This window comes from Streptomyces sp. NPDC021225 (genome assembly GCF_044332865.1).
Lineage (GTDB): Bacteria > Actinomycetota > Actinomycetes > Streptomycetales > Streptomycetaceae > Streptomyces.
The window spans coordinates 586986-607708 of sequence record NZ_JBIRPV010000004.1 but is presented as its reverse complement, the minus strand read 5'-3'; the positions used below and the strand labels follow the sequence as shown (position 1 = coordinate 607708).

Genomic DNA, 20723 nt, shown 5'->3' with positions numbered 1-20723 from the left:
GCGGGTTCCTCCTGCTCAGCAGGGGTTCCGGTAGGGCAGATCGGGCATGAGCGCACGCCACTGCGCCGTCGACGGCTGCCCCTGAACACGTCGGCAGACCTCCTCGGCCACGCGCCGTGGGGCGATCGGGTACGTGTGCAGCGGGACGCGCGGCCCGGCGGCGTACAGGGTGTCGCCGTCCCGGCCGAAGGCCAGCGACAGGATCCGGTCGCCCTGGGTGGACAGGGTCGGGCCCAGCTGGAGGTGGGATTCGGTGTCCCAGAGCCGTATCCCGCCGTCCTCGCCGGCCGCGGCCAGGACGCGGCCGTCCCGGGAGAACGCCATGGCTGAGATCAGTCCCGCGGGGCCGTTGCGCGACACGCCGGTGGAGTTGGCCGTAAGGACCGCGAGACGGCGTTGCGTACGCCCGCTCCACAGGGTGATCTGGCTGACGTAGGTGCCCCCTGCCAGCAGCCGGCCATCCGCACTCGCTGCCGTGGTCCCGTTGATTCCACTCTCCATGAACGGGAGTCGGCTCACTGCGCCGGTTTTCACCTCGGTGATGATGCTGTCCGCGGTGAGCACACGGCGCCCGTCGGACAGGAACTCGACGATGGCCGCCTCCGTATGGGGCAGGACCTTGGTTCTGACCCGGCGGCGGACATCCCACAGCTCGATGGCCGTTATGGGCCTGTCCTTCTGAAACCGGGAGACGATCAGGGTCTTGCCGTCGGGGGTGAGCTTGAGGTCCACGGATCCGCCGCCGCCCTGCTCGGACTTCGCGGACTTCACGGGTGGCGCCAGGTTGATGACGGTCCGTTTGTGCGGTGCCGCGAGGTCGGTCAGCGTGACGTCCTGCCGGTGCCGGGCCGCATCCGGCGGGGACACCTCGGCCACGATGGTTCGCCCGTCCCGGGTGAACAGCGTGAATCTCTCGCATCCGCGCGGAGCGCGACGGGGTCCGGGAAAGTCGCCGCCGGCACAGGGCACATCGCGCAAGGCAGCCAGGCCCGCCCCGCCGCGTCCGTCCCGCACCCGGAAGAGCCGTCTTTCTCCTTGTCCGTCCACGGTGCTCAGGGTGCGTCCGCCCGGGCTGAACACCGCCCACCGCAACGCCTTCTCGCGCCATGTGGTGCCGACGACGCCGCGCAGATCCAGGGACCGGACCACGTGTCCCGAGGCGCCGCCGAGGTAGCGGAGCACGCCGCGCTCCGGATCCAGCCTGAGCTGGGTCGCCTCCTCGCCGAGCAGCGGGTACCGGAGCACCGGGCGGGCCGGGCCGGCGGTTCGCCACACCAGAATCTCGTCGTCGCCGACCGCCGCGACCAGCTCTCCGTCCTCGCTGAACCGCGTCCAGGTCAGCCCCGGCCGCTCGATCCTCAGGCGTTTCCGCCCGGTGGCGAGGTCGTACGGACGGACTCCGGCGCCGGTCGTGACGGCCAGATTCCGGCCGTCGGGGGTGAACCGCAGATCACGGAGGTCGCCCCGGCCGACACCGCACACATCCGGCCCGGCCAGGGACCGGCGCGGGGGAAGCCTGCGGCGCGTGGTCACCTCCCATATCTCGGCCGGCCCGCCCGCCGGACACAGCGCCAGCAGGCGGTCGTCCGCGCTGACGGCCGCACGGCGCAGGGTCTGCCCGGGCTTCAGCGGCAGTTGATCCGTGTCCTTGGGCCGTCGGCGCCGCGTACCTCCACCGATCGGTTGCCCGGATAGGGGTCGATCACGACGATCGGCCGGGCGGCCGTCTCCTCCGCCGCCTCGCGCCAGCGCGCCTCCCACTCGTCCGCATCGCCCCCGCAGGCCGCAACATAGGCCAACGTCACGGGCAGCGTGGGCAGTTGCTCACCATTCGCCGCCCGCGACAACGTGGTGACCGAGTAGCCCGCCCGGTGCGCCATGGCCCGGTAGGTGATCCCGCCCGCCTCTTCCCGCAGCTTCCGTAACGCGAACGCGAACCGTTGCACCGGACCCGCCCCGGGGTTGTGAACAGGTGGTGATCGACGGCACTTGAGCGTGTTCTGGCACGTATGAGTGAGCTTGCGGGCAGTGGCAGGCAGCACTTCCCTGGGTGGGGAACGGGGGTTCTTGCATCGAATGTGTGACCTTTGCCGGTGGTGGTCGTTGGGTGTGGTGACGGATTGATTCGATGACTGGCCGGGGGTGCGGGGGTGGGTGGACTGCGGGAGGTGGTGGCGCCGTTCGTGGTGCCCGGCCCTTCGGGGGTCGCGATCCGTACCCGGCTGGGGCACCTGACTGCCGGTGACGAGAAGGTGCTTCGCCTGGTCGGCGACCTGCTTGGTTCGCTCGCTTCCCGTGATCTCAAGGCCCGGTGTTCGGCCGGGCCGGAGCACGGCAGTGAGCAGTGGGCGCAGCGCAAGCGTGTCCTGACCGGGGAGTCCTCTTCGCGTTGGGCGGGCAGTATCACGAAGGCCACTCACGACCAGTGGGCGCTCGCCCGGCGCGGCCAGCTCGCGTACCTCCAGAGCCTTCAGGCCGGGATCGAGATGATCACCCGCCGGCTGTCCGTGCCCGTGGGTGAGAGGGGTACCAAGGGGGCGCCGGGCGGTTACCGCACACGGCAGGAGTGGTTCGCCAAGTCCCGCCGCCTGCGCGTGCTCGAAGACCGGCTTCAGGCCGTGCGGGCCGACCGTGAGGCCGGGCGGGTGGATGTGGTGCGTGGCGGCAAACGTCTGCTGAACACCCGGCACCACCTGCCGGAAGCGGAGTTGACCGAGGCCGGGTGGCGCAAGCGGTGGGAGGCCGGGCGCCGGTTCCTGCGGGCCGATGGCGAGTCCGGTAAAAGGTTTGGCAACGAGACCATCCGCGTCACGCCCGGCGGCGAGGTCTCGATCAGGCTCCCGGCACCGCTTGTGCACCTGGCGAACGCCCCGCACGGCCGGTACGTGCTCACCGCCCGCGTGGCGTTCGCGCACCGGGGCGAGCAGTGGGCCGACCGCGTCACCGCCCACCGGGCCGTCGCCTACCGCATCCACGAGGACACCGCCCGCGGGCGCTGGTATCTGACCGCGTCCTGGACGATGCCACCGGTCCAGGCCCTGCCGCTGGAGGCGGCCCGCGCGGGAGGGCTGATCGGGGTGGACACCAACGCCGACCACCTCGCCGCCTGGCGCCTCGACGAGCACGGCAACCCCACCGGCGAACCACTGCGGTTCGCATACGACCTGTCCGGCACCGCCGGCCACCGCGACGCGCAGGTCCGCCACGCCCTGATCCGGCTGCTGCACTGGGCCAAGCGCCACGGTCTCGCGGTCGCGATCGAGGATCTCGACTTCCAGGCGGAGACCACCCGCGAGAAACATGGCCGCCGCAAACGCTTCCGCAACCTCGTCTCCGGCATGCCCGTCAGCAAGCTGCGGGCCCGGCTGGTGTCGATGGCGGCCGAACTCGGCATCACCATCATCGCCGTCGACCCGGCCTACACCAGCAAGTGGGGCGCCCAGCACTGGCACAAGCCCCTCACCACCAAGACCAGGAAGACCACACGCCACGACGCTGCCGCCGTGGCGGTCGGAAGGCGCGCCCTGGGGCACCCGATCCGGCGACGGACGGCACCGCCCCGCACCCACCAGAGCGATGGGTGCGGGCATCGGACCGTCCAGGCCCGACCGGGCACCCCAGAGCGTGAGGCTCTGCTCATCAGCGGCCTCCGGCCGCGGGCCGCCCCCGCATCCCCGGACCACGGACACGATCCGTGCGCGCCGGTCGCGGAGCGAACGCGGTGGACCAGAACGCCCAACACCGTTCGGGGCGTCCGGCTGAGCATGAGCCCTGGCAACAGGACTCACTCCCACTCAGTCTTTAGGAACGGTCCACCGGCGCCTCACGACGCCCCGCCACAGCCTCACCCCTTCCAGCCGTCCCCGTGGCATCGGACCTCGGTCGTCAGGCCACGCCGGCCGCGTCCAGCAGGGTGGCGACGGTCGGGGCGATCAGACCGGCCAGGCTGTCGGCCCGGATCCCGGCGCGGGCGCTCGCCCCGTCGAAGAGCAGGACCAGCTGTCTGGCCAGCAGGTCGGGGTCGCCCGCGCCGCCCCGCTCGGCCTCCTTGCGGAAGAACTCCGTCATCCCCTGCTTGATCCGCCGCGCGACCCGGCTGGCGGGGTGCTCGGGGTTCTTCAGCTCGATCTGAACGGCCAGATACGGACAGCCCAGGAACTCGGGCGCGGCGGACTGCGACTCCAGCCGCTCGAAGACGTGCAGGATGCGCTCGCGCGGCGACCGCGCGTCGTCCCCCTCGGGCAGGAGCCGGCCAGCGAAGGCGGCGGCGCGCCGCTCCAGGCTCGCCGCCAGCAGCTCGTCCTTGCTCTCGAACAGCTGGTACATCGAGCGCTTGGACACCCCCGCGGCCTTGCACAGCGCCTCGACGCCGATGCTGACGCCTTCGGCGTAGGCGAGCGTGGCGGCCGCCTCCAGGAGCCGGTCGCGGGAACTGGGCTTCGCATCCGTGGTCATGGTGAGAGGCTAACTCCGTTCACCGCGCCGCAACGGCGGCCTTTGTGGGCACCGCGTCCTCCTCGGGTACGCGGTGCAGCCCCTTGCGGTCGTACAGCCGGGTCACACCGAAGCCGAAGAGGCAGGCGGCCCCGAGGCCGACGGCCAGCATGATCCAGCCTCGCGTCAGGCCCGCGTCGCCCTGGGCGTCGTAGTAGAGGATCGAGCGGACGCCGCCGGTGATCTGCCGCAGCGGCTCGAACTCCGCGAGGAAGCGGTAGAAGTCGGGCAGCGCCTGGAGGGGCGTGGTGGCTCCGGCCGTCGGCACCGCCATGGCGATGAACACCAGCGTGACCAGCAGCATGCCGGGCGTGCCGAAGACGGCGAGCAGGGTGAGCGCGCCGATGCCGCAGACGGCGATGGCGGCGACCGAGTACAGCCACAGCAGCGGCAGATGGGAGGCGTCCATGCCCATGATGCCGACCGCGCCCGCGAGCACCAGGGTGCCCATCAGTACGGACAGGGCGGCCATGAGGGTGGCGGCGATGGCGAGGGTCTGCACCCGGGTGGCGCGCAGCAGGGGGCGGTGCACACGGCGGGGGCCCATGTCGTTGTGGGTGTAGCCGAGGGCGTGGTCCACCTGGCCGCTGATGACGTTGGCGGCGAGCATTCCGCAGACGACGAGGACGAGCGCGTAGTAGAACGCGGTCAGGCCCAGGCCGCTGTGCGAGTCGAGCGGATGTCCGTCCTCGACCGTGACCGCGGCGGGGTCGGCCAGCAGGACCCGCGCGGCGGCCGGCAGTTTCGCCTGCTGCGCGGGCGGGATCCGCGCGGTCAGCTCCTTGCCGACCTGGAGCGAGGCGGACTCGGCGGCTGTGGTCGTGGCCGCCCGCGCCAGGCTGGAGCCGAGGCTGCCGGCGGACTGGTTGGTCAGCACGGTCAGCCGCGGGCGGACCGGGTCCGCGGTGGCCGTGGTCGCGGAGAGCGCGGTGACGGAGGAGGAGAAGTCGGCGGGGACGAGCAGCGCCCCGTACAGCTTGCCCTTGCCTAGCTCCGCCTTCGCCTCCTTCTCGCTCATCACCTTCCAGTCGATCTTGTCGCCGCCCGCGGTCGACTTCTCGATCGACTCGGTGATCCGCGCGCCCAGGTCGATCCGCTTGCCGTCGGCGGCCGCCCCCTTGTCCGCGTCGACCAGGCCGACCGGCAGCTTGCGTAGATGGCCGGCCGGGTCGACGTTGGCGCCGACGTAGAACACGGTGAACAGCAGCGCCAGGACGCCCACGATCACGCCGTTGGCGATCCACAGGGGTTTGGCGCGCAGCACGCGGAAGGGATGAACACGGTTCATGACTTGTCCGGGTCCGTTCGGCTGATCCACTGGGCGGCCGCTACTGGGCGAGCTGCTGGTACATCGACGCCAGATCGCCCGACAGCGCCCCCTTGACCCAGCGCGTGAGGTCGTCGGCCAGCACCTCGTCGGCTCCGGACTCGATGCCGTCCAGGGCGGCGAGGGCGATGTCGCGCGGGCTGGACTTGGGGCTGTCGACGCCGGAGGTCATGTCGGTGTCGACGTACCCCATGTGGAGCCCGGTGACCTGGATGCCGCGTGGCACCAGCTCCAGGCGCAGGCTGTTGGTCTGGGACCACATCGCGGCCTTCGAGGAGCTGTAGGCGGAGCCGTTGGCCAGCCAGGACAGCACGGAGTGGACGTTGAGGACGTGGCCGCCGCCGTTGCGCTCGAGGACCGGGACGAAGGCGCGGGCGAGCAGCAGCGGGCCGTAGTAGTTGATCTCGAATTCGCGGCGGATGTCCTCGATCGGCGAGGTGAGGAAGCGCGCGCCGGTCGAGACGCCGGCGTTGTTGATCAGGACGGTGACGTCCTGGGCCCGCTCGGCCACGGCCGCCACCGAGTCGGGGTCGGTGACCTCCAGGGCCAGCGGGACGGCGTCGGGGTGGGTCACGGTGCGGGGGTCGCGGGCCGTGGCGTAGACCTTGCCGGCGCCGCGCGCGTACGCCTCTTCCACCAGCGCCTTGCCGATGCCGCGGCTGCCGCCGGTGACGAGGACGACGGAGTTCTTGATCGTGGTCATGGGGATCTCCAGAAAACGCAACCAGAAAACGGAACGATGAAACCGATCGGTTTCCACGCATCGTAAACCGATCGGTTTCTCCGTTCAAACCCGGCTGCTCAGCCCCGGGGCGGACACACCCGTCGAGGGCCTAGGGACCCGGCGCCGGACCCGGGCCCACCCGGAACCAGTCGAACGCCGCCGCGCCGCCCGGTCCTGCGGCCTCCGGCGCGGTGGCGAAGAGCCCCACCGTCGCCCCGATCCACTTGCCCGCCGTCGCCTGGAACGGCGCGCCGAGCGGAGCGAACCCGCCGCCGTCCACGTCGGCCGCGAACCGGCACACCGCTCCCGGGCTCACGCTCACCCGCAGCCGCACCGCCGCGCGCCTTCTCCCCAGCGGTACCGGTGGTGCGGCGTCCACCTCGGTGGCGCCCTCGGCCGCGGTGCGATATGCCAGGACGATCCGGTCGCCGTCGTGGCGCAGGCCCGCCCAGGCGTAGCTCCCGCCCAGCATGACCAGCCCGGCCCGGGCCCCTCCGTCCCTGGTGGACAGCGTCAACGAGGTCGTCGCGACGAAGGACTCGGCGGGCAGCCGCTGGCCCAGCACGTTGGGCAGCAGCCGCAGATCATCGGTGTCCGGGCTGGGCCGACAGGCCAGGGTGAGCCGGCTCGGGAAGCGGCGCAGCGACCACCAGGCCGGATCGGCGTTCGCCTGCCAGCTCCACTGCTTCCCCAGTTCCGGCCCGGTGAACTCGTCTCCGGTGGCCGGCGCGGTCACCCTCGCCCGGCCGGCGACGCGCGGCTTGGCGTGCACCGCCACCGGGGTGCCCCGGCCGCTGCCGTCGTCGGCGCCCATCACCGGCCACCCGTCGGCGCGCCACCGCATCGGCTGGAGATGCACCACCCGCCCGTAGGGCCCGCGGTCCTGGAAGTGCAGAAACCAGTCCTCGCCACTCGCGGTGGCCACCCACGCCCCCTGGTGCGGCCCGTTGACCGGGGTGTCGCCCTGGGCGAGCACGACGCGGTCCTCATAGGGGCCCCGGACGGAGCGGGAGCGGAAGGCCGACTGCCAGCCGTTGGTGACCCCGCCGGCCGGGGCGAAGATCCAGTACCAGCCGTCCCGCTTGTACAGCTTCGGCCCCTCCAGCGTGGTGTAGCCGGGCAGTTCGTCGCCGTTGACCACGATCCTGCCCTCGTCGAGCAGGGTGGTTCCGTCCGGGCTCATACGGTGCAGCGTCAGGCGGTTGTTGATGCCGCTGCGGCTCTTCGCCCAGGCGTGGATCAGATAGGCGCTCCCGTCGTCGTCCCACAGCGGGCAGGGGTCGATCAGCCCCTTGCCCGGCTTGACCGGGTGCGGTTTGCTCCACGGCCCGCGCGGATCCGTGGCCGTCACCATGAAGATCCCGAAGTCCGGGTCCGGATAGAAGATCCAGAACCTGCCGTCGTGGTGGCGCAGCGCCGGGGCCCACACCCCTTCGCCGTGCCGGGGCCTGCTGAAGTGGTCCTTGGGCTCCAGCTCGGTCAGGGCGTGTCCGATGACGGTCCAGTTGACCAGGTCGGCCGAGCGCAGGACGGGCAGTCCGGGGGCGCGGTTGAAGGTGGAGGCGACCAGGTAGAAGTACTCGCCCACCCGGATCGCGTCGGGATCGGACCAGTCGGCGTTGAGCACCGGGTTCTGATAGCGGCCGTCCCCCAGGTCCGCCACCCATGGGAGCCGCCCCCGCGCCGAGGCCGCCGCCTCCGCGGCTCCCCCGCCCGCCTCGGCCGCCCCGCCGGCCCGGGCCGCCGCCGAGGCGTGGGCGGGACCACCGACCCCGCCGACCGCCGTCGTTCCGGCCGCCGCGCCAAGGCCGGTCCGCAACACATGCCTGCGACTGTGTTCGCTCACCGTGTCTCCGCACCTCGAACTGGATCGGTCAGGGGCATTTCCGGGGTAAGCGCTTTCAGCGGATGAGTGTGTCAGCGGGGCGCGCCGTGGACAAGAACGCCCGTGCTCGTCCACGGCAACTTTCCGGCCTCCAGGTGCGACAACGGACCAGGAGAACCAACCGAAGGGAGCGCCACTCGTGTTACGCAGGTGGAAGACAGCCCTTGGGGCGATCGCGCTTGCCGCCGTGTCCGGTCCGCTGACGCCGCCCACGGCCGGGGGCGCTCCGGCCACGGCCGGGGGCGCTCCGGCCACGGCCGCGGCGGGCAGCAGTACGGTCATGGCACCGGTCGCCTTCCCCGGCGCGGAAGGGTTCGGGGCGCAGGTCTCCGGGGGCAGAGGCGGCGAGGTCTATCACGTCACCACCCTGGCCGACTCCGGTCCCGGCTCCTTCCGTGACGCGGTGAGCAGGGGCCCGCGCATCGTCGTCTTCGACGTGGGGGGCTACATCACGCTCGCCTCGCCGCTGCACATCGCCAGTGACATCACCGTCGCCGGGCAGACCGCCCCGGGCGACGGGGTGTCCACCCGGGGGTATCAGATCTCCCTGTCGAACTCCGACAACGTGATCGTGCGGTACATGCGGTTCCGTCATGGGCTCACACCGAACCAGAACCGGGACGCCGTGGGGATCGACAGCGGCAGCAACATGATCCTCGACCATGTCTCCACCTCCTGGGGGCGGGACGAGAACTTCTCCATCAACTCGAGCACCAACGTCACCGTCCAGAACTCGATCATCGCCGAGGGCCTGTCCCCGCACTCGTGCGGCGGCCTCGTGCAGAGCGACGGTGTGACGCTGAGCCACAATCTGTATCTGCACAACAAGACCCGCAATCCCAAGTCCAAGGGGCGGCTCCAGTACGTCAACAGCGTGATCTACGACTGGGGTTCGGACGCCTACATCCTGGGCGACTCGGCGGGCGTGAGCAACGCCAACGCCATCGGAAACTACTTCATCAAGGGCCCCTCGTCGTCCGGCGGTCCGTTCTCGCGCGCCAACGCCAATTACCACATCTACGCGGCCGGCAATTTCTACGACGGAGACCTCGACGGGCGGCTCAACGGCCGGGAGACCACACAGGCGGATCTCGGGCCCGCCACCGTCGAGGACAAGCCCTTCGCGTTCCCGCCGGTCACCGTGGAAACGGCGCAGCAGGCGTACCGGACGGTGCTGGCGGGCGCGGGCGCCTCACGGCCGCGTGACGCCATCGACACCCGCCTGGTCGACGATGTGACCCGGCAGACCGGCGCCATCATCAGCGATCCGGAGAGCGTGGGCGGCTTCGGCACCCTGCGCGGCGGCACCCCGCCGCCCGACGGCGACCGCGACGGCATGCCGGACGCCTGGGAACGCGCGCAGGGGTTGAACCCGGCCGACCCGGCCGACGCCAAGGCCACCGGCGCCGACGGCTACACCCACGTCGAGAGGTACCTCAACGGGCTCGCCGACGGCCACCTGCGCTGACGGCCTCCGGGCGGGGACATCCGCCGCTCCGGCGGGCGACGCACCCCCGTTGAAACCAGTCGCCGGCCTCTAGTCACCAGCCATTCGACGCATCGAGTCTTGGGGCCATGGACCGCAGACATTTCTTCGCTCTGTCCACAGCGACCGCGGCGGGCGCGGCCGGAATCGCGTCCGGAGTCCCGGCCGGAGGCGCCCACGCCGCCGGGAGATCCGGCTCCGCGGCATCCGGCACCGGCGCGAGCGCCCCCCTCCCCGGCGAGCTCGCCCTCTGGTATCCGCGGCCCGCCGCCGCGTGGCTGGAGGCGCTGCCCATCGGCAACGGACGGCTCGGCGCCATGGTGTTCGGCGGCACCGACACCGAACGGCTCCAGCTCAACGAGGACACGGTGTGGGCCGGAGGGCCGTACGACCCGGCGAGTCCCCAGGGCCTGAGCAACCTTCCCGAGATCCGCAGGAGGGTGTTCGCCGGGGAGTGGGCCGGCGCCCAAGACCTGATCGACGAGACGTTCATGGGGAATCCGCTGTCCGAGCTGCCCTATCAGACGGTCGGCGAGCTGCGGCTGACCTTCCCAGCGCAGGGCGAGGTCGGCAACTACCGGCGCGAGCTCGACATCGACTCCGCCGTCACGTCCGTGCGCTACACCCAGGGCGGCGTCGCCTACCGCCGCGAGGTGATGGCCAGCCATCCCGACCAGGTCATCGCCATGCGGCTGACCGCGGACACCCCCGGTTCCGTCTCCTTCACCGCCGCCTTCGACAGCCCCCAGGACGTGACCGGCTCCTCGCCCGACCGGATCACCGTCGCCATCGACGGCTCAGGGGAGACCCGGAGCGGCATCGCCGGGCAGGTGCGGTTCCGGGCGCTGGCCCGCGCCCACGCGGAGGGGGGCGCCGTCAGCAGCGAGGGCGGAGAACTCACCGTGACCGGCGCCGACTCCGTCACCCTGCTGATCTCCGTCGGCACCAGCTATACGGACTTCCGGAACCCGACCGGCGACCACCTCGCCCGCGCCACCGCCCCGCTCAACGCCGCCTCCAACGTCCCGTTCGGAACGCTGCGCGAGCGCCATGTCGAGGATCACCGGCGCCTGTTCCGCCGGGTGGGTCTCGACCTGGGGGTGACCGACGCGGCCGGGCTGCCCACCGACGAGCGGGTGAAGAACTTCACCTCCGCCTCCGACCCTCAACTGATCACTCTGCACTACCAGTTCGGGCGCTATCTGCTGATCGCCTGCTCACGGCCCGGCACCCAGCCGGCCAACCTCCAGGGCATCTGGAACGACGTGCTCAGCCCGCCCTGGTCGTGCCGGTACACCATCAACATCAACACCGAGATGAACTACTGGCCCGCCCCCCTCACCAACCTTCTGGAGTGCTGGGAGCCCGTCTTCGACCTGCTCGCCGACCTGTCGGTGTCCGGCGCGAAGACCGCCCGGACGCTGTACGGAGCGGGCGGCTGGGTCGCCCATCACAACGTGGACGGCTGGCGTGGCACCGCCCCCTGCGACAAGGCCTTCTACGGGACCTGGCCCACCGGAGGGGCCTGGCTGGCGACCGGCATCTGGGACCACTATCTGTTCACGGGCGACAAGGAGGCGCTGCGCAAGCGCTATCCGGTGCTCGCCGGCGCGGTGCGGTTCTTCCTCGACGCCCTGGTCACCGACCCCTCCAGCGGCCACCTGGTCACCTGCCCGTCGATGTCCCCCGAGCACGCCCACCACCCGGATGTGTCCCTCTGCGCGGGGCCGACCATGGACAACCAGATTCTCCGCGATCTCTTCGACGGCTTCGTCAAGGCCTCCGAACTGCTCGGCGAGGACCCGGCCGCGCGGGGCGAGGCGCGGGCCGCGCGGGAGAAGTTGCCGCCCATGAAGATCGGCGCCCAAGGCCAGCTCCAGGAGTGGCAGGAGGACTGGGACGCCATCGCCCCGGAACAGAGCCACCGGCACATCTCGCACCTGTACGGGCTCCACCCCAGCCACCAGATCACCGAGCGCGGAACCCCCGAGCTGTTCGCGGCGGCCCGCAGGACCATGGAGCAGCGCGGCGACGCGGGCACCGGCTGGTCGCTCGCCTGGAAAATCAACTTCTGGGCGAGGCTCCACGAGGGCGACCGCTCCCTCAAACTGCTGGGCGACCTGCTCACGCCCGAGCGCACCGCGCCCAACCTCTTCGATCTGCACCCCCCGTTCCAGATCGACGGCAACTTCGGCGCCACCTCCGGGATCACGGAGTGGCTGCTCCAGTCCCACGCCGGTGAACTCCATCTCCTCCCCGCCCTGCCCTCATCGCTGCCCGACGGCCGGATCCGGGGGCTGCTGGCCCGTGGCGGTTTCGAGGCGGAACTCGCCTGGAGCGGCGGCGCCCTGGCCGAGTGCCGGCTGCGCTCGGGCACCGGAGCCCGGGCCGTGGTCCGGTCGACGGGCCGGCTGAGGGTCATCGCGCAGGGAAAACCGGTGCGGGTGGACCACCCCGAGCCGGACCTCACCTCGTTCGACACCGTCCCCGGACGGACGTACCGCCTCGTCCCCGCGTGACGGTGGACGACCTCAGGGGCGGTCGAGCCTGAGGCGCTCGGCCTTCGGCAGCCGCGCGACCACCAGGTCGTAGGAGTCCTCGACGAGCTCCCGGACCAGCCGGTCCGGGAGCCCGCCGTCCACCGTCACCGTGTTCCAGTGGCGCTTGTTCATGTGCCACCCCGGGACGATCAGCCCCGGGTTCTCACCGCGGAGGCGCAGCGCGTCGTCGGGGTCGCACTTCAGGTTCACGGTGAGGGGGCGGGCGTCCAGGGTCGTCAGGGCGAAGACCTTGCCTCCCACCTTGAAGGCCGAGATCTCCTCGAACCGGGGAAAGGGGAAGTCCTCCACGGCCGCGTTGAAGGAGAGGCAGAAGGAGCGCAGTTGCTCAGGGGTCACACGGATCACCCTAGGGGGTGTCCGACGGATCTTTTCCCCTACCCGCCCCTTCCCGTAACCAGGGGCTTTGCCCCTGGACCCCGGGGTCTGGGGCGGAGCCCCCCGCGCGGCGGAGCCGCATATCGACAGGGGTCGGGAAGGGGCGGGGGCGAGCCCGCCGCAGGCGTCAAGATCCGCCGGACAGGTTCTAGTCCTCGGCGAGCACCACGACCGTGTCACCCTCCTGGAGGACGAGCGGGGCGGTCTTGGAGGGGTTGAGGTGGACGCCGTAGAGCGGCGGCTCGTCGCTCTGCCGCGCCAGCCGGTAGCCGATGGCCGACTCACCGCGCTGCCGGGCGGCCTCGATCACGGTGGCGAAGTTCGCCTTCGCGCCCGGGGTGAGATAGCTCGGCGCGGGCTTGAGGTAGATCTCCGATCCCTCGGGGTCGAAGAGGTCGGCGAACACGGCGTACAGGTGGCGGTTCTCGGTGAGCTGGGTGAGCAGCAGGCTGATCACCTTGGTGCTGACGATGAAGTCGTCGGCCTTGGTGACCTGCGCGACCTCGCGGTTCGCGTCGTCGTTCATCTCGGTGACGATCGAGTACGGGTCGCCGAGCTGGATTTCGATGTCGCGCAGATGGAGGAGGGTCACCAGGGTGCGGTCGTCGGCCCGTCCGGCGTCGATCTCGTCGTCCGTCAGCACCACGATGTGCCGATAGGTGTCCAGGTCCAGGGACTCCAGCGACGGCCGGCGGACCGGCTCGCAGTGCTTGTAGCCGACCGTCAGGTTCGCCAGCTCTCCGCTCAGGTCCTCCTCGGGCCGGTGCGGGGCCGCGACATCCACCACGGACCCTGGTTTCACCAGCCGGTCGAGCAGTGAAACGATCTTCGAAGCGCGGGGGTTCCAGCCGATCATCAGGGTCCGGTCCGGCATCGGCGACGCGACGCCGGCTGTGGCGATCGCCGAGCGGACGATCGTGGGCCGCTCGCTCGCCGCCTTGATGAGCAGATCGTCCTCCGCGACCAACAGCAGCTGGTCGCCGCTTCCGATGACGGTGTCCATCGGGGGGTTGACCAGCACCTCTCCGTCCGCGCGGTGCAGGCCGATGGGCACGCCGAGCTCAAAGGCGTTCAGGGACTCCCCGTACGTGGAACCGACCTGCGAGGGCTCGGCCCACGGGTAGACCTCGTTGCCCATGAAGCTGAGCAGCTCGTTGAAGACGGTGGACAGGCCGGATTGCCGGTGGGACTGGACGATCAGCCGGACGGCGATGTCGTCGACGTCGACCACCAGCGCGCTCTCGCCCGCGGCCAAGCGGGCGGCCGCCAGGTTCTCGGAGCTCTGCACCGCCGCCACCACATGCGGACGCGTCCCGCTCCACACGCGGCTGTTCAGCAGCAACAGCTGCTTGATGACGTCGATGTCGCTGTCCTCCCCGACGGGCGGCAGCACCATGATCGCCTTGGCGGTGTCCGGACTCACCAGCTCCAGGTCCCCCCGCTGGAGCGGACTGCCCGAGCGGCAGATCACCCGCGTCTTCCCGGTGTCGGGGATCCGCCGCCGGATCTCGTCGTCCATGTCGACCTTGTCCCGGTCGGCGAGGATCACCACGCAGGAGCGCCGCTCGCTCTGGTTGGCCTCCACCAGCTCGGCTATGACCGTGAAGATCTGCTCCGACCAGCCCAGCACGACGGTGTGCCCGTGCTCGATCAGCCGCGACTTGCCCTTGCGCAGCTCCTGGATCCGGGACTCCAGGCCGGTGGTGATCACACCGATCAGCGCGCTGACGATGAAGATGCCCCCGACGGTCACCGTGAGCATCAGCAGCAGAAACACCGGCCGCCCGGTGTCCCCTCCCATCGTGCCCGGGTCGAGGGTGCGCAGAAGGCTCATCCAGATGACGCCCGGCCAGCCCCCGTTCTCCTCGGTGTCCTTGTGGGCGAGGACCGCCACCGTGCAGGACACCACGGTGATCAATGCCAATGAGGCCAGCCCCAGCCAGCCGATCAGCGCCGAGGTTCCACGGTCCATCGTCCCGTCGAACCAGTAACGCAGCCGCTCCCGCAGCCTCTTGCGCATGCCGTACACCCTCCCTGGCCCCTGCCGTCACCAGCCGCGACCGGCTTCATGATCAGCTCTGTACGCCGACAGGGTGTAGCCCAAGCCTCTCACCACGCCAATCGGACCCGCGGCCGCCCGCCCAACACGGCCCGGTGCGCGGCGTCTTGGGGGTGCCGGGCCCTGAGCCGTCGGGAGGTGCGCCGCTTGGCCGAAGATCGTCCGAGAGCCACCCGCCATCTTCTACATCGTTGTAGATTATGACGCGTGGACGGGCTGTCCTCGGCGATTCCCGGCGCCATCGGCATGCCCGTCCGCTCCATGGCACGCCGCGCGTTCACGCGCATGTGATTCGCAGTCATTCGCACTAAAGGGGAAACACCTCATGGCCGTGAGCCTGACCAAGGGCAGCAACTACTCCCTCACCCGCGCCGAGCCCGGTCTCGCCAGCGTGGTCGTCGGCCTGGGCTGGAAGGTGAACACCGGCCCCGGTGACGTCGACCTGGACGCGAGCGCCCTGGTCCTGGGCGGCAACGGCAGGGTTCTGTCGGACCAGCACTTCGTCTTCTTCAACAGCCGCACCACGCCGGAGGGTTCGGTCCGCCACACCGGCGACAACCAGACGGGCGAGGGCGAGGGCGACGACGAGCAGATCGCCGTCGACTTCAACCTGCTCCCGGCGCAGGCCGAGTCCGTGGTGTTCGTGGTGTCGATCCACAACGAGGGCGGGGCGGCCACCACCTTCGGCCGGATCCGTGACGCGTACATCCGCCTGGTGCACCAGGCGACGGGCGTGGAGATGTGCCGCTACGAGCTGACCGAGGACGCGCACGACCAGACCGCCATGGTGTTCGGACAGCTCTACCGCCGTGAGAGCGAGTGGAAGTTCCGCGCCATCGGCCAGGGCTATGCGACGGGCCTCGGCGGCATCGCCAAGGACTACGGCGTCAACGTGTAACCGCGCCGACGCGGGTGTCCCTCCTTCCAGCGGTGTTCCCCGGAACACCGCTGGTGCCGTCTCGGCCGTCCCGCATCTGCGAGGCCTTCCCCCTGATTGTTCCGCTTCTGCGATGTGAGACGCATCGTAGGGCTGGCATCTGCGGCAGTATGATCGATGTATGCACACCTATCGGATCGGGGACGCCGCCGCCTTGATGGGCGTCAGCGCGGACACGCTCAGGCGCTGGGTCGACAGCGGCAGGCTGCGCGCCGAGCGCGATGAGCAGGGCCGCCGGATCATCCCCGGGCCGGACCTGGCCGCGTTCGTACGGGAGCTGAACCGCGCCGAGCGGGAGAGCACCGGCTCCTCGGCGCGCAACCGCTTCTCGGGCATCGTCACCGAGGTGATCCTCGGGGATGTGTCGGCGCAGGTGGAGATCCAGGCCGGGCCGTTCCGCGTGGTGTCCATGATCAGCCGGGAGTCGGCCGAGGAACTGGGGCTTGAGCCCGGCGTTCCCGCGGTCGCCGTGATCAAGTCGACGAACGTGGTCGTCGAGAAGGCATGACAGGGCAGAGGGAGATATCCGTGACGACCCGTTCCGCACCCCGCAGGACGCGCGCGCTGACGACGACCGCGGCGGGGGCCGCCGCGCTGCTGCTCGCGCTGAGCGCCTGCTCGTCCTCCTCCGACTCCTCCTCGGAGAAGGACTCCTCCGAGAAGGACTCCGCGAAGAAGCTGTCCGGCACGGTCACGGTGTTCGCCGCCGCCTCGCTCAAGGAGAGCTTCACGACGCTGAAGGAGAAGTTCGAGGCGGAGCACCCGGGGACGAAGGTGGCCTTCAACTTCGGCGGCAGCGACACCCTCGCGGCCAGCATCACCTCCGGCGCGCCCGCCGATGTCTTCGCGGCCGCCAGCGACAAGACGATGAAGATCGTCACCGACGCGCATGACACCGACGGCACGCCGACGACGTTCGTCCGCAACCAGCTTGCGATCGCGACGCTCCCCGGCAACCCGCAGCAGATCGGCACCCTGAAGGACCTCACCAAGTCCGGGCTGAAGGTGGCCCTGTGCGCGAAGACGGTGCCCTGCGGTGCCGCCGCGCAGAAGGCGCTCGACGCCTCCGGTCTCAAGCTGACCCCGGTCAGCTATGAGCAGGATGTGAAGGGCGCCCTGACGAAGGTGGAGCTGAAGGAGGTCGACGCCGCGGTCGTGTACAAGACGGATGTGAAGGCGGCGGGCGGCAAGGTCGACGGCGTGGAGTTCCCCGAGTCGGCCGAGGCGATCAACGCGTACCCGATCGCCCCGCTGAAGGACGCGCCCAACGCGGCGGCGGCCAAGGCCTTCGTCGCCCTGGTGAAGTCCGCCGAGGGCCAGAAGGTCCTCACCGCCGCCGGGTTCCTCAAGCCGTGACCGGCCCCTCGGACGCCGCGGTCGACACCCTCACCGGCGGTGGCCGGCGGCCCCGGCGTCCGAGGCGGCGGGCCGTCGGGCGGGGTCTCGCGCCGCTGCCGCTGCTGCTGCCCGCGCTGCTCGGGCTGGCGTTTCTGCTGCTGCCGCTGTTCGCCCTGCTGGTCCGGGCGCCCTGGCACAGCCTTCCGGAGCAGTTGACCAGCCCGGGTGTCTGGGAGGCCCTGCGGCTGTCGCTGGTGACCGCCACGGCCGCCACGGCGGTGGCGCTGGTGCTCGGGGTGCCGCTCGCGTGGCTGCTGGCCCGTACGGAGTTTCCCGGGCGCGGCCTGGTCCGGGCCCTGGTGACACTGCCGCTGGTGCTGCCGCCGGTGGTGGGCGGTGTGGCGCTGCTGCTGGCGCTGGGCCGCAACGGGGTGGTGGGCCGCTGGCTCGACGACGCGTTCGGAATCACGCTGCCGTTCACCACGACGGGGGTGATCGTGGCCGAGGCGTTCGTGGCCATGCCGTTTCTCGTCATCAGTGTGGAAGGCACGCTGCGGGCCGCCGATCCGCGCTACGAGGAGGCCGCCACGACCCTGGGCGCCTCGCGCTTCACCGCCTTCCGCCGGGTGACGCTGCCGCTGATCGCCCCCGGCATCGCCGCCGGGGCGGTGCTGGCCTGGGCCCGCGCGCTGGGCGAGTTCGGCGCCACCATCACCTTCGCCGGCAACTTCCCCGGCCGCACCCAGACGATGCCGCTGGCCGTCTATCTCGCCCTCCAGAGCGACCCGGCCGCGGCGATCGCGCTGAGCCTGGTGCTGCTCGCCGTGTCCATCGCGGTCCTGGCCGGGCTGCGCGACCGCTGGATGACCACGCCGTGAGAACCATGGGAGACGCAGACTCCACCGACGGATCCGGTGCCACCGCCTCCGCCGTCGCCTCCGCCACGTCCGCCGCCCCCGCCGGGGGGCTGGACGCGCGGCTCGTCGTCGACCGGGGCGCCTTCTCCCTCGATGTGGCGCTGACCGCCGCGCCCGGCGATGTCCTGGCCCTGCTCGGCCCGAACGGCGCGGGCAAGACCACCGCCCTGCGCGCCCTGGCCGGGCTGGCCCCGCTCGGCGACGGCCATCTGCGGCTGGACGGCAGGTCCCTGCGCGACACCCCGCCCGAGGCCCGCCCGGTCGGCGTGGTGTTCCAGGACTATCTGCTCTTCCCCCACCTGAGCGCGCTCGACAACGTGGCGTTCGGCCCCCGCTGCCAGGGCCTGTCCAAGGCTGAGGCCCGCGCGCTGGCCGCCACCTGGCTGGACCGCATGGGCCTGGCCGGCCACGCCTCCGTCAAGCCCCGGCGGCTGTCCGGCGGGCAGGCCCAGCGCGTCGCCCTGGCCCGCGCCCTGGCCACCCGCCCCCGGCTGCTGCTCCTCGACGAGCCGCTGGCCGCCCTGGACGCCCGCACCCGCCTCGACGTACGGGCGCAGCTCCGCCGCCACCTCGCCGAGTTCGAGGCGGTGGCCGTCCTGGTCACCCATGACCCGCTGGACGCCATGGTGCTCGCCGACCGGCTCGTCGTCATCGAGGGCGGCCGGGCGGTCCAGGAGGGCACCCCCGGCGAGGTCGCCCGCCGCCCCCGGACCGACTACATCGCCCACCTGGTCGGGCTCAACCTCTACAAGGGCCACGCCGACGGCCACACCGTGCGGTTGGCCGACGGCCCCGCCATCATCACCGCGGACGACCTGACCGGCCCCGCCTTCGTCGCCTTTCCGCCCGGCGCCGTCACCCTCCACCGCGACCGCCCCACCCAGTCCAGCGCGCGCAATGTCTGGCGCGTCCGGGTGGCGGGGCTGGAGTCCCACGGCGACCAGATCCGCGCCGACCTCACGGGCGAACTCCCGCTCGCCGCCGACCTCACCACCGTGGCCGCCGCGGAGCTGGACCTGCACCCGGGGGTCACGGTCTGGGCCTCGGTCAAGGCCGCCCAGACCCACGCCTACCCGGCCTGACGCCGAGGGGCGTGGACAGCAACCCTCGATACATCGGGTGTATCAACTCATCAGTCTTCAGCGCCTCCAGGTTTTCGGCGCCTGGCACCTTGACGCATCCGATGTATTGGTGATGATTGCCTACGGCGCGCTCAATGTCGCCCGGCCCGCACCCCGGCCGGGCGCGGCGCCCCCGTTCCGCACGTGACCTCACTCCGGCTGGCTCTCACCTGGAAGGGCAGCACCACATGGTCTCGATTCGGCACGTTCTCTCAACCCTGGCCGCTGCACTGACACTCGCCCTGGTGCCGCTGAGCGGGGCGGCAACCGCCTGGGCGGACAGCGGACCGGCCCCCGGCCCCGGCGGCCACGGCGGCCGGGGCTGGGTCGGCACCTGGGAGGCCGCCGCGGCCGGCACCGCACCCGCCCTGCCCGGCAACTCGATCCGCAACGTGGTGCACACCAGTGTCGGGGGCCAGGCGGCCCGGATCCGAGTATCCAACCGGCTCGGCACGGCCCCGCTCGAACTCGGCGCGGCCACCGTGGCACTCCAGGAGGCCGGGGCACCGAAGAGCCCGAACGCCATCGCCGGGTCGGCCCGCCGGATCACCTTCCACGGCCGGTCCTCGGCCACCGTGCCGGCCGGCGAGGACGCGGTCAGCGACCCGGTGCGGCTGCGCGTCCCCGCGGACACCAATCTGCTGATCACCCTGTACACCCCGACCGACTCGGGGCCCGCGACCTACCACCGCTCCGCCCTCCAGACCTCGTTCCTCTCCCCGGACGGCGACCACACCGCCGACCAGGACGGCGCCGCGTTCACGGCCACCACGAGCTCCTGGTACTACGTGACCGGCGTGGACGTGCTCAGCCCGCGCACCCCCGGCAGCGTGGTCACGCTCGGCGACTCCATCACCGACGGCTCGGGGTCCACGGCGAGCGCCAACCGCCGCTGGCCCGACCGGCTGGCCGCGCGGCTGCGCGTACTGCCCCCGCGCCGACAGCTGGGCGTGCTCAACGCCGGCATCTCGGGCAACCGGGTGCTGCTGGACGGGACCGGGCCCAGCGCGCTGTCCCGGCTGGACGCGGACGTCTTCTCCCGCAGCGGGGTGCGCGCGATGATCGTGATGGAGGGCATCAACGACATCAAGGGCAGCCCCAACCAGACCGACCCCACGGCGTTCGCGGACGCCTACCGCGGCATCGTCGAGCAGGCCCACGCGCGCGGCATCCGCGTCATCGGGGGCACCATCACCCCGTACGGCGGCAACGGCGGCTACACCGAGGCCCGCGAGGCCGTGCGGCAGGCGGTGAACGAGTTCATCAGGAACAGCGGGGTGTTCGACGCGGTGGTGGACTTCGACGCCGTGGTCCGCGACCCCGCGGACCCGCACCGCATCCTCCCCGCCTACGACACCGGCGACCATCTGCACTTCAACGACACGGGGCTACAGGCCATGGCAGACGCCGTCGACCTGGCCGACCTGACCGAACCGGCCGGCCCGAGGGGCGGCGGGACCGAACCCGTGCCGGCCGGGTCGGCGAGGGGCTGAGCCTGC

15 protein-coding genes and 1 pseudogene are annotated in these 20723 nt (G+C 71.4%); 8 read left to right on the top strand and 8 right to left on the bottom strand.

The window, feature by feature from the left end; genetic code table 11:
* Positions 1–15: 15 nt before the first annotated feature.
* The 6 genes and pseudogenes from ACH4S9_RS21055 to ACH4S9_RS21030 all read right to left on the bottom strand — a co-directional run bounded on the left by ACH4S9_RS21055 (position 16) and on the right by ACH4S9_RS21030 (position 8199).
* Entirely contained in the window at positions 16–1533 is a 1518-nt protein-coding gene (locus ACH4S9_RS21055) for a WD40 repeat domain-containing protein (protein ID WP_398373523.1), read from the bottom strand.
* Positions 1534–1718: 185 nt separating this feature from the next.
* Positions 1719–1946, bottom strand: a pseudogene (locus tag ACH4S9_RS21050) (helix-turn-helix domain-containing protein); the annotation flags it as partial.
* Positions 1947–3885: 1939 nt separating this feature from the next.
* A complete protein-coding gene (locus ACH4S9_RS21045; protein ID WP_311728960.1) occupies positions 3886–4455 on the bottom strand; it encodes a TetR/AcrR family transcriptional regulator in 570 nt (189 codons plus the stop codon).
* Between the two features lie 19 nt (positions 4456–4474).
* On the bottom strand, positions 4475–5782 hold the full coding sequence (locus ACH4S9_RS21040; protein ID WP_398373522.1) for a DUF3533 domain-containing protein: 1308 nt from the start codon (positions 5780–5782) through the stop codon (positions 4475–4477).
* Positions 5783–5822: 40 nt separating this feature from the next.
* Complete coding sequence (locus ACH4S9_RS21035; RefSeq protein ID WP_358842550.1) at positions 5823–6524, bottom strand: SDR family oxidoreductase; 702 nt, start codon at positions 6522–6524, stop codon at positions 5823–5825.
* A 130-nt stretch (positions 6525–6654) separates the two neighbouring features.
* Positions 6655–8199 (bottom strand): glycoside hydrolase 43 family protein, encoded by a 1545-nt coding sequence (locus tag ACH4S9_RS21030; RefSeq protein ID WP_398373655.1) that lies wholly within the window; start codon positions 8197–8199, stop codon positions 6655–6657.
* 418 nt (positions 8200–8617) lie between these two features.
* Here ACH4S9_RS21030 and ACH4S9_RS21025 point away from each other — a divergent pair, with 418 nt between their 5' ends.
* The gene (locus ACH4S9_RS21025; protein ID WP_398373521.1) at positions 8618–9898 is read left to right on the top strand and encodes a polysaccharide lyase family 1 protein; all 1281 of its coding nucleotides are present in this window, start codon (positions 8618–8620) and stop codon (positions 9896–9898) included.
* A gap of 107 nt (positions 9899–10005) precedes the next feature.
* Positions 10006–12435 (top strand): glycosyl hydrolase family 95 catalytic domain-containing protein, encoded by a 2430-nt coding sequence (locus tag ACH4S9_RS21020; RefSeq protein ID WP_398373520.1) that lies wholly within the window; start codon positions 10006–10008, stop codon positions 12433–12435.
* A gap of 12 nt (positions 12436–12447) precedes the next feature.
* Here the strand turns inward: ACH4S9_RS21020 and ACH4S9_RS21015 are convergent, their stop codons facing one another.
* Positions 12448–12813 carry an MmcQ/YjbR family DNA-binding protein gene (locus tag ACH4S9_RS21015; protein ID WP_311728955.1) on the bottom strand — a complete coding sequence of 122 codons (366 nt, stop codon included), beginning with the start codon at positions 12811–12813 and terminating at the stop codon, positions 12448–12450.
* 187 nt (positions 12814–13000) lie between these two features.
* Positions 13001–14872 carry a potassium transporter TrkA gene (locus ACH4S9_RS21010; RefSeq protein ID WP_398373519.1) on the bottom strand — a complete coding sequence of 624 codons (1872 nt, stop codon included), beginning with the start codon at positions 14870–14872 and terminating at the stop codon, positions 13001–13003.
* A gap of 364 nt (positions 14873–15236) precedes the next feature.
* Here ACH4S9_RS21010 and ACH4S9_RS21005 point away from each other — a divergent pair, with 364 nt between their 5' ends.
* The 6 genes from ACH4S9_RS21005 to ACH4S9_RS20980 all read left to right on the top strand — a co-directional run bounded on the left by ACH4S9_RS21005 (position 15237) and on the right by ACH4S9_RS20980 (position 20717).
* On the top strand, positions 15237–15809 hold the full coding sequence (locus ACH4S9_RS21005; RefSeq protein WP_311728953.1) for a TerD family protein: 573 nt from the start codon (positions 15237–15239) through the stop codon (positions 15807–15809).
* 160 nt (positions 15810–15969) lie between these two features.
* Positions 15970–16356, top strand: coding sequence for a helix-turn-helix transcriptional regulator (locus ACH4S9_RS21000; RefSeq protein ID WP_311728952.1), 387 nt, complete (start codon positions 15970–15972; stop codon positions 16354–16356).
* Positions 16357–16376: 20 nt separating this feature from the next.
* A complete protein-coding gene (modA, locus tag ACH4S9_RS20995; protein ID WP_311728951.1) occupies positions 16377–17204 on the top strand; it encodes a molybdate ABC transporter substrate-binding protein in 828 nt (275 codons plus the stop codon).
* Positions 17201–18064 carry an ABC transporter permease gene (locus ACH4S9_RS20990; protein ID WP_385337175.1) on the top strand — a complete coding sequence of 288 codons (864 nt, stop codon included), beginning with the start codon at positions 17201–17203 and terminating at the stop codon, positions 18062–18064. Before modA ends, ACH4S9_RS20990 begins: the two co-directional genes overlap by 4 nt.
* A 5-nt stretch (positions 18065–18069) precedes the next feature.
* Entirely contained in the window at positions 18070–19185 is a 1116-nt protein-coding gene (locus ACH4S9_RS20985) for an ABC transporter ATP-binding protein (protein WP_311728949.1), read from the top strand.
* A gap of 227 nt (positions 19186–19412) precedes the next feature.
* A complete protein-coding gene (locus tag ACH4S9_RS20980; RefSeq protein ID WP_398373518.1) occupies positions 19413–20717 on the top strand; it encodes an SGNH/GDSL hydrolase family protein in 1305 nt (434 codons plus the stop codon).
* Positions 20718–20723: the final 6 nt, after the last annotated feature.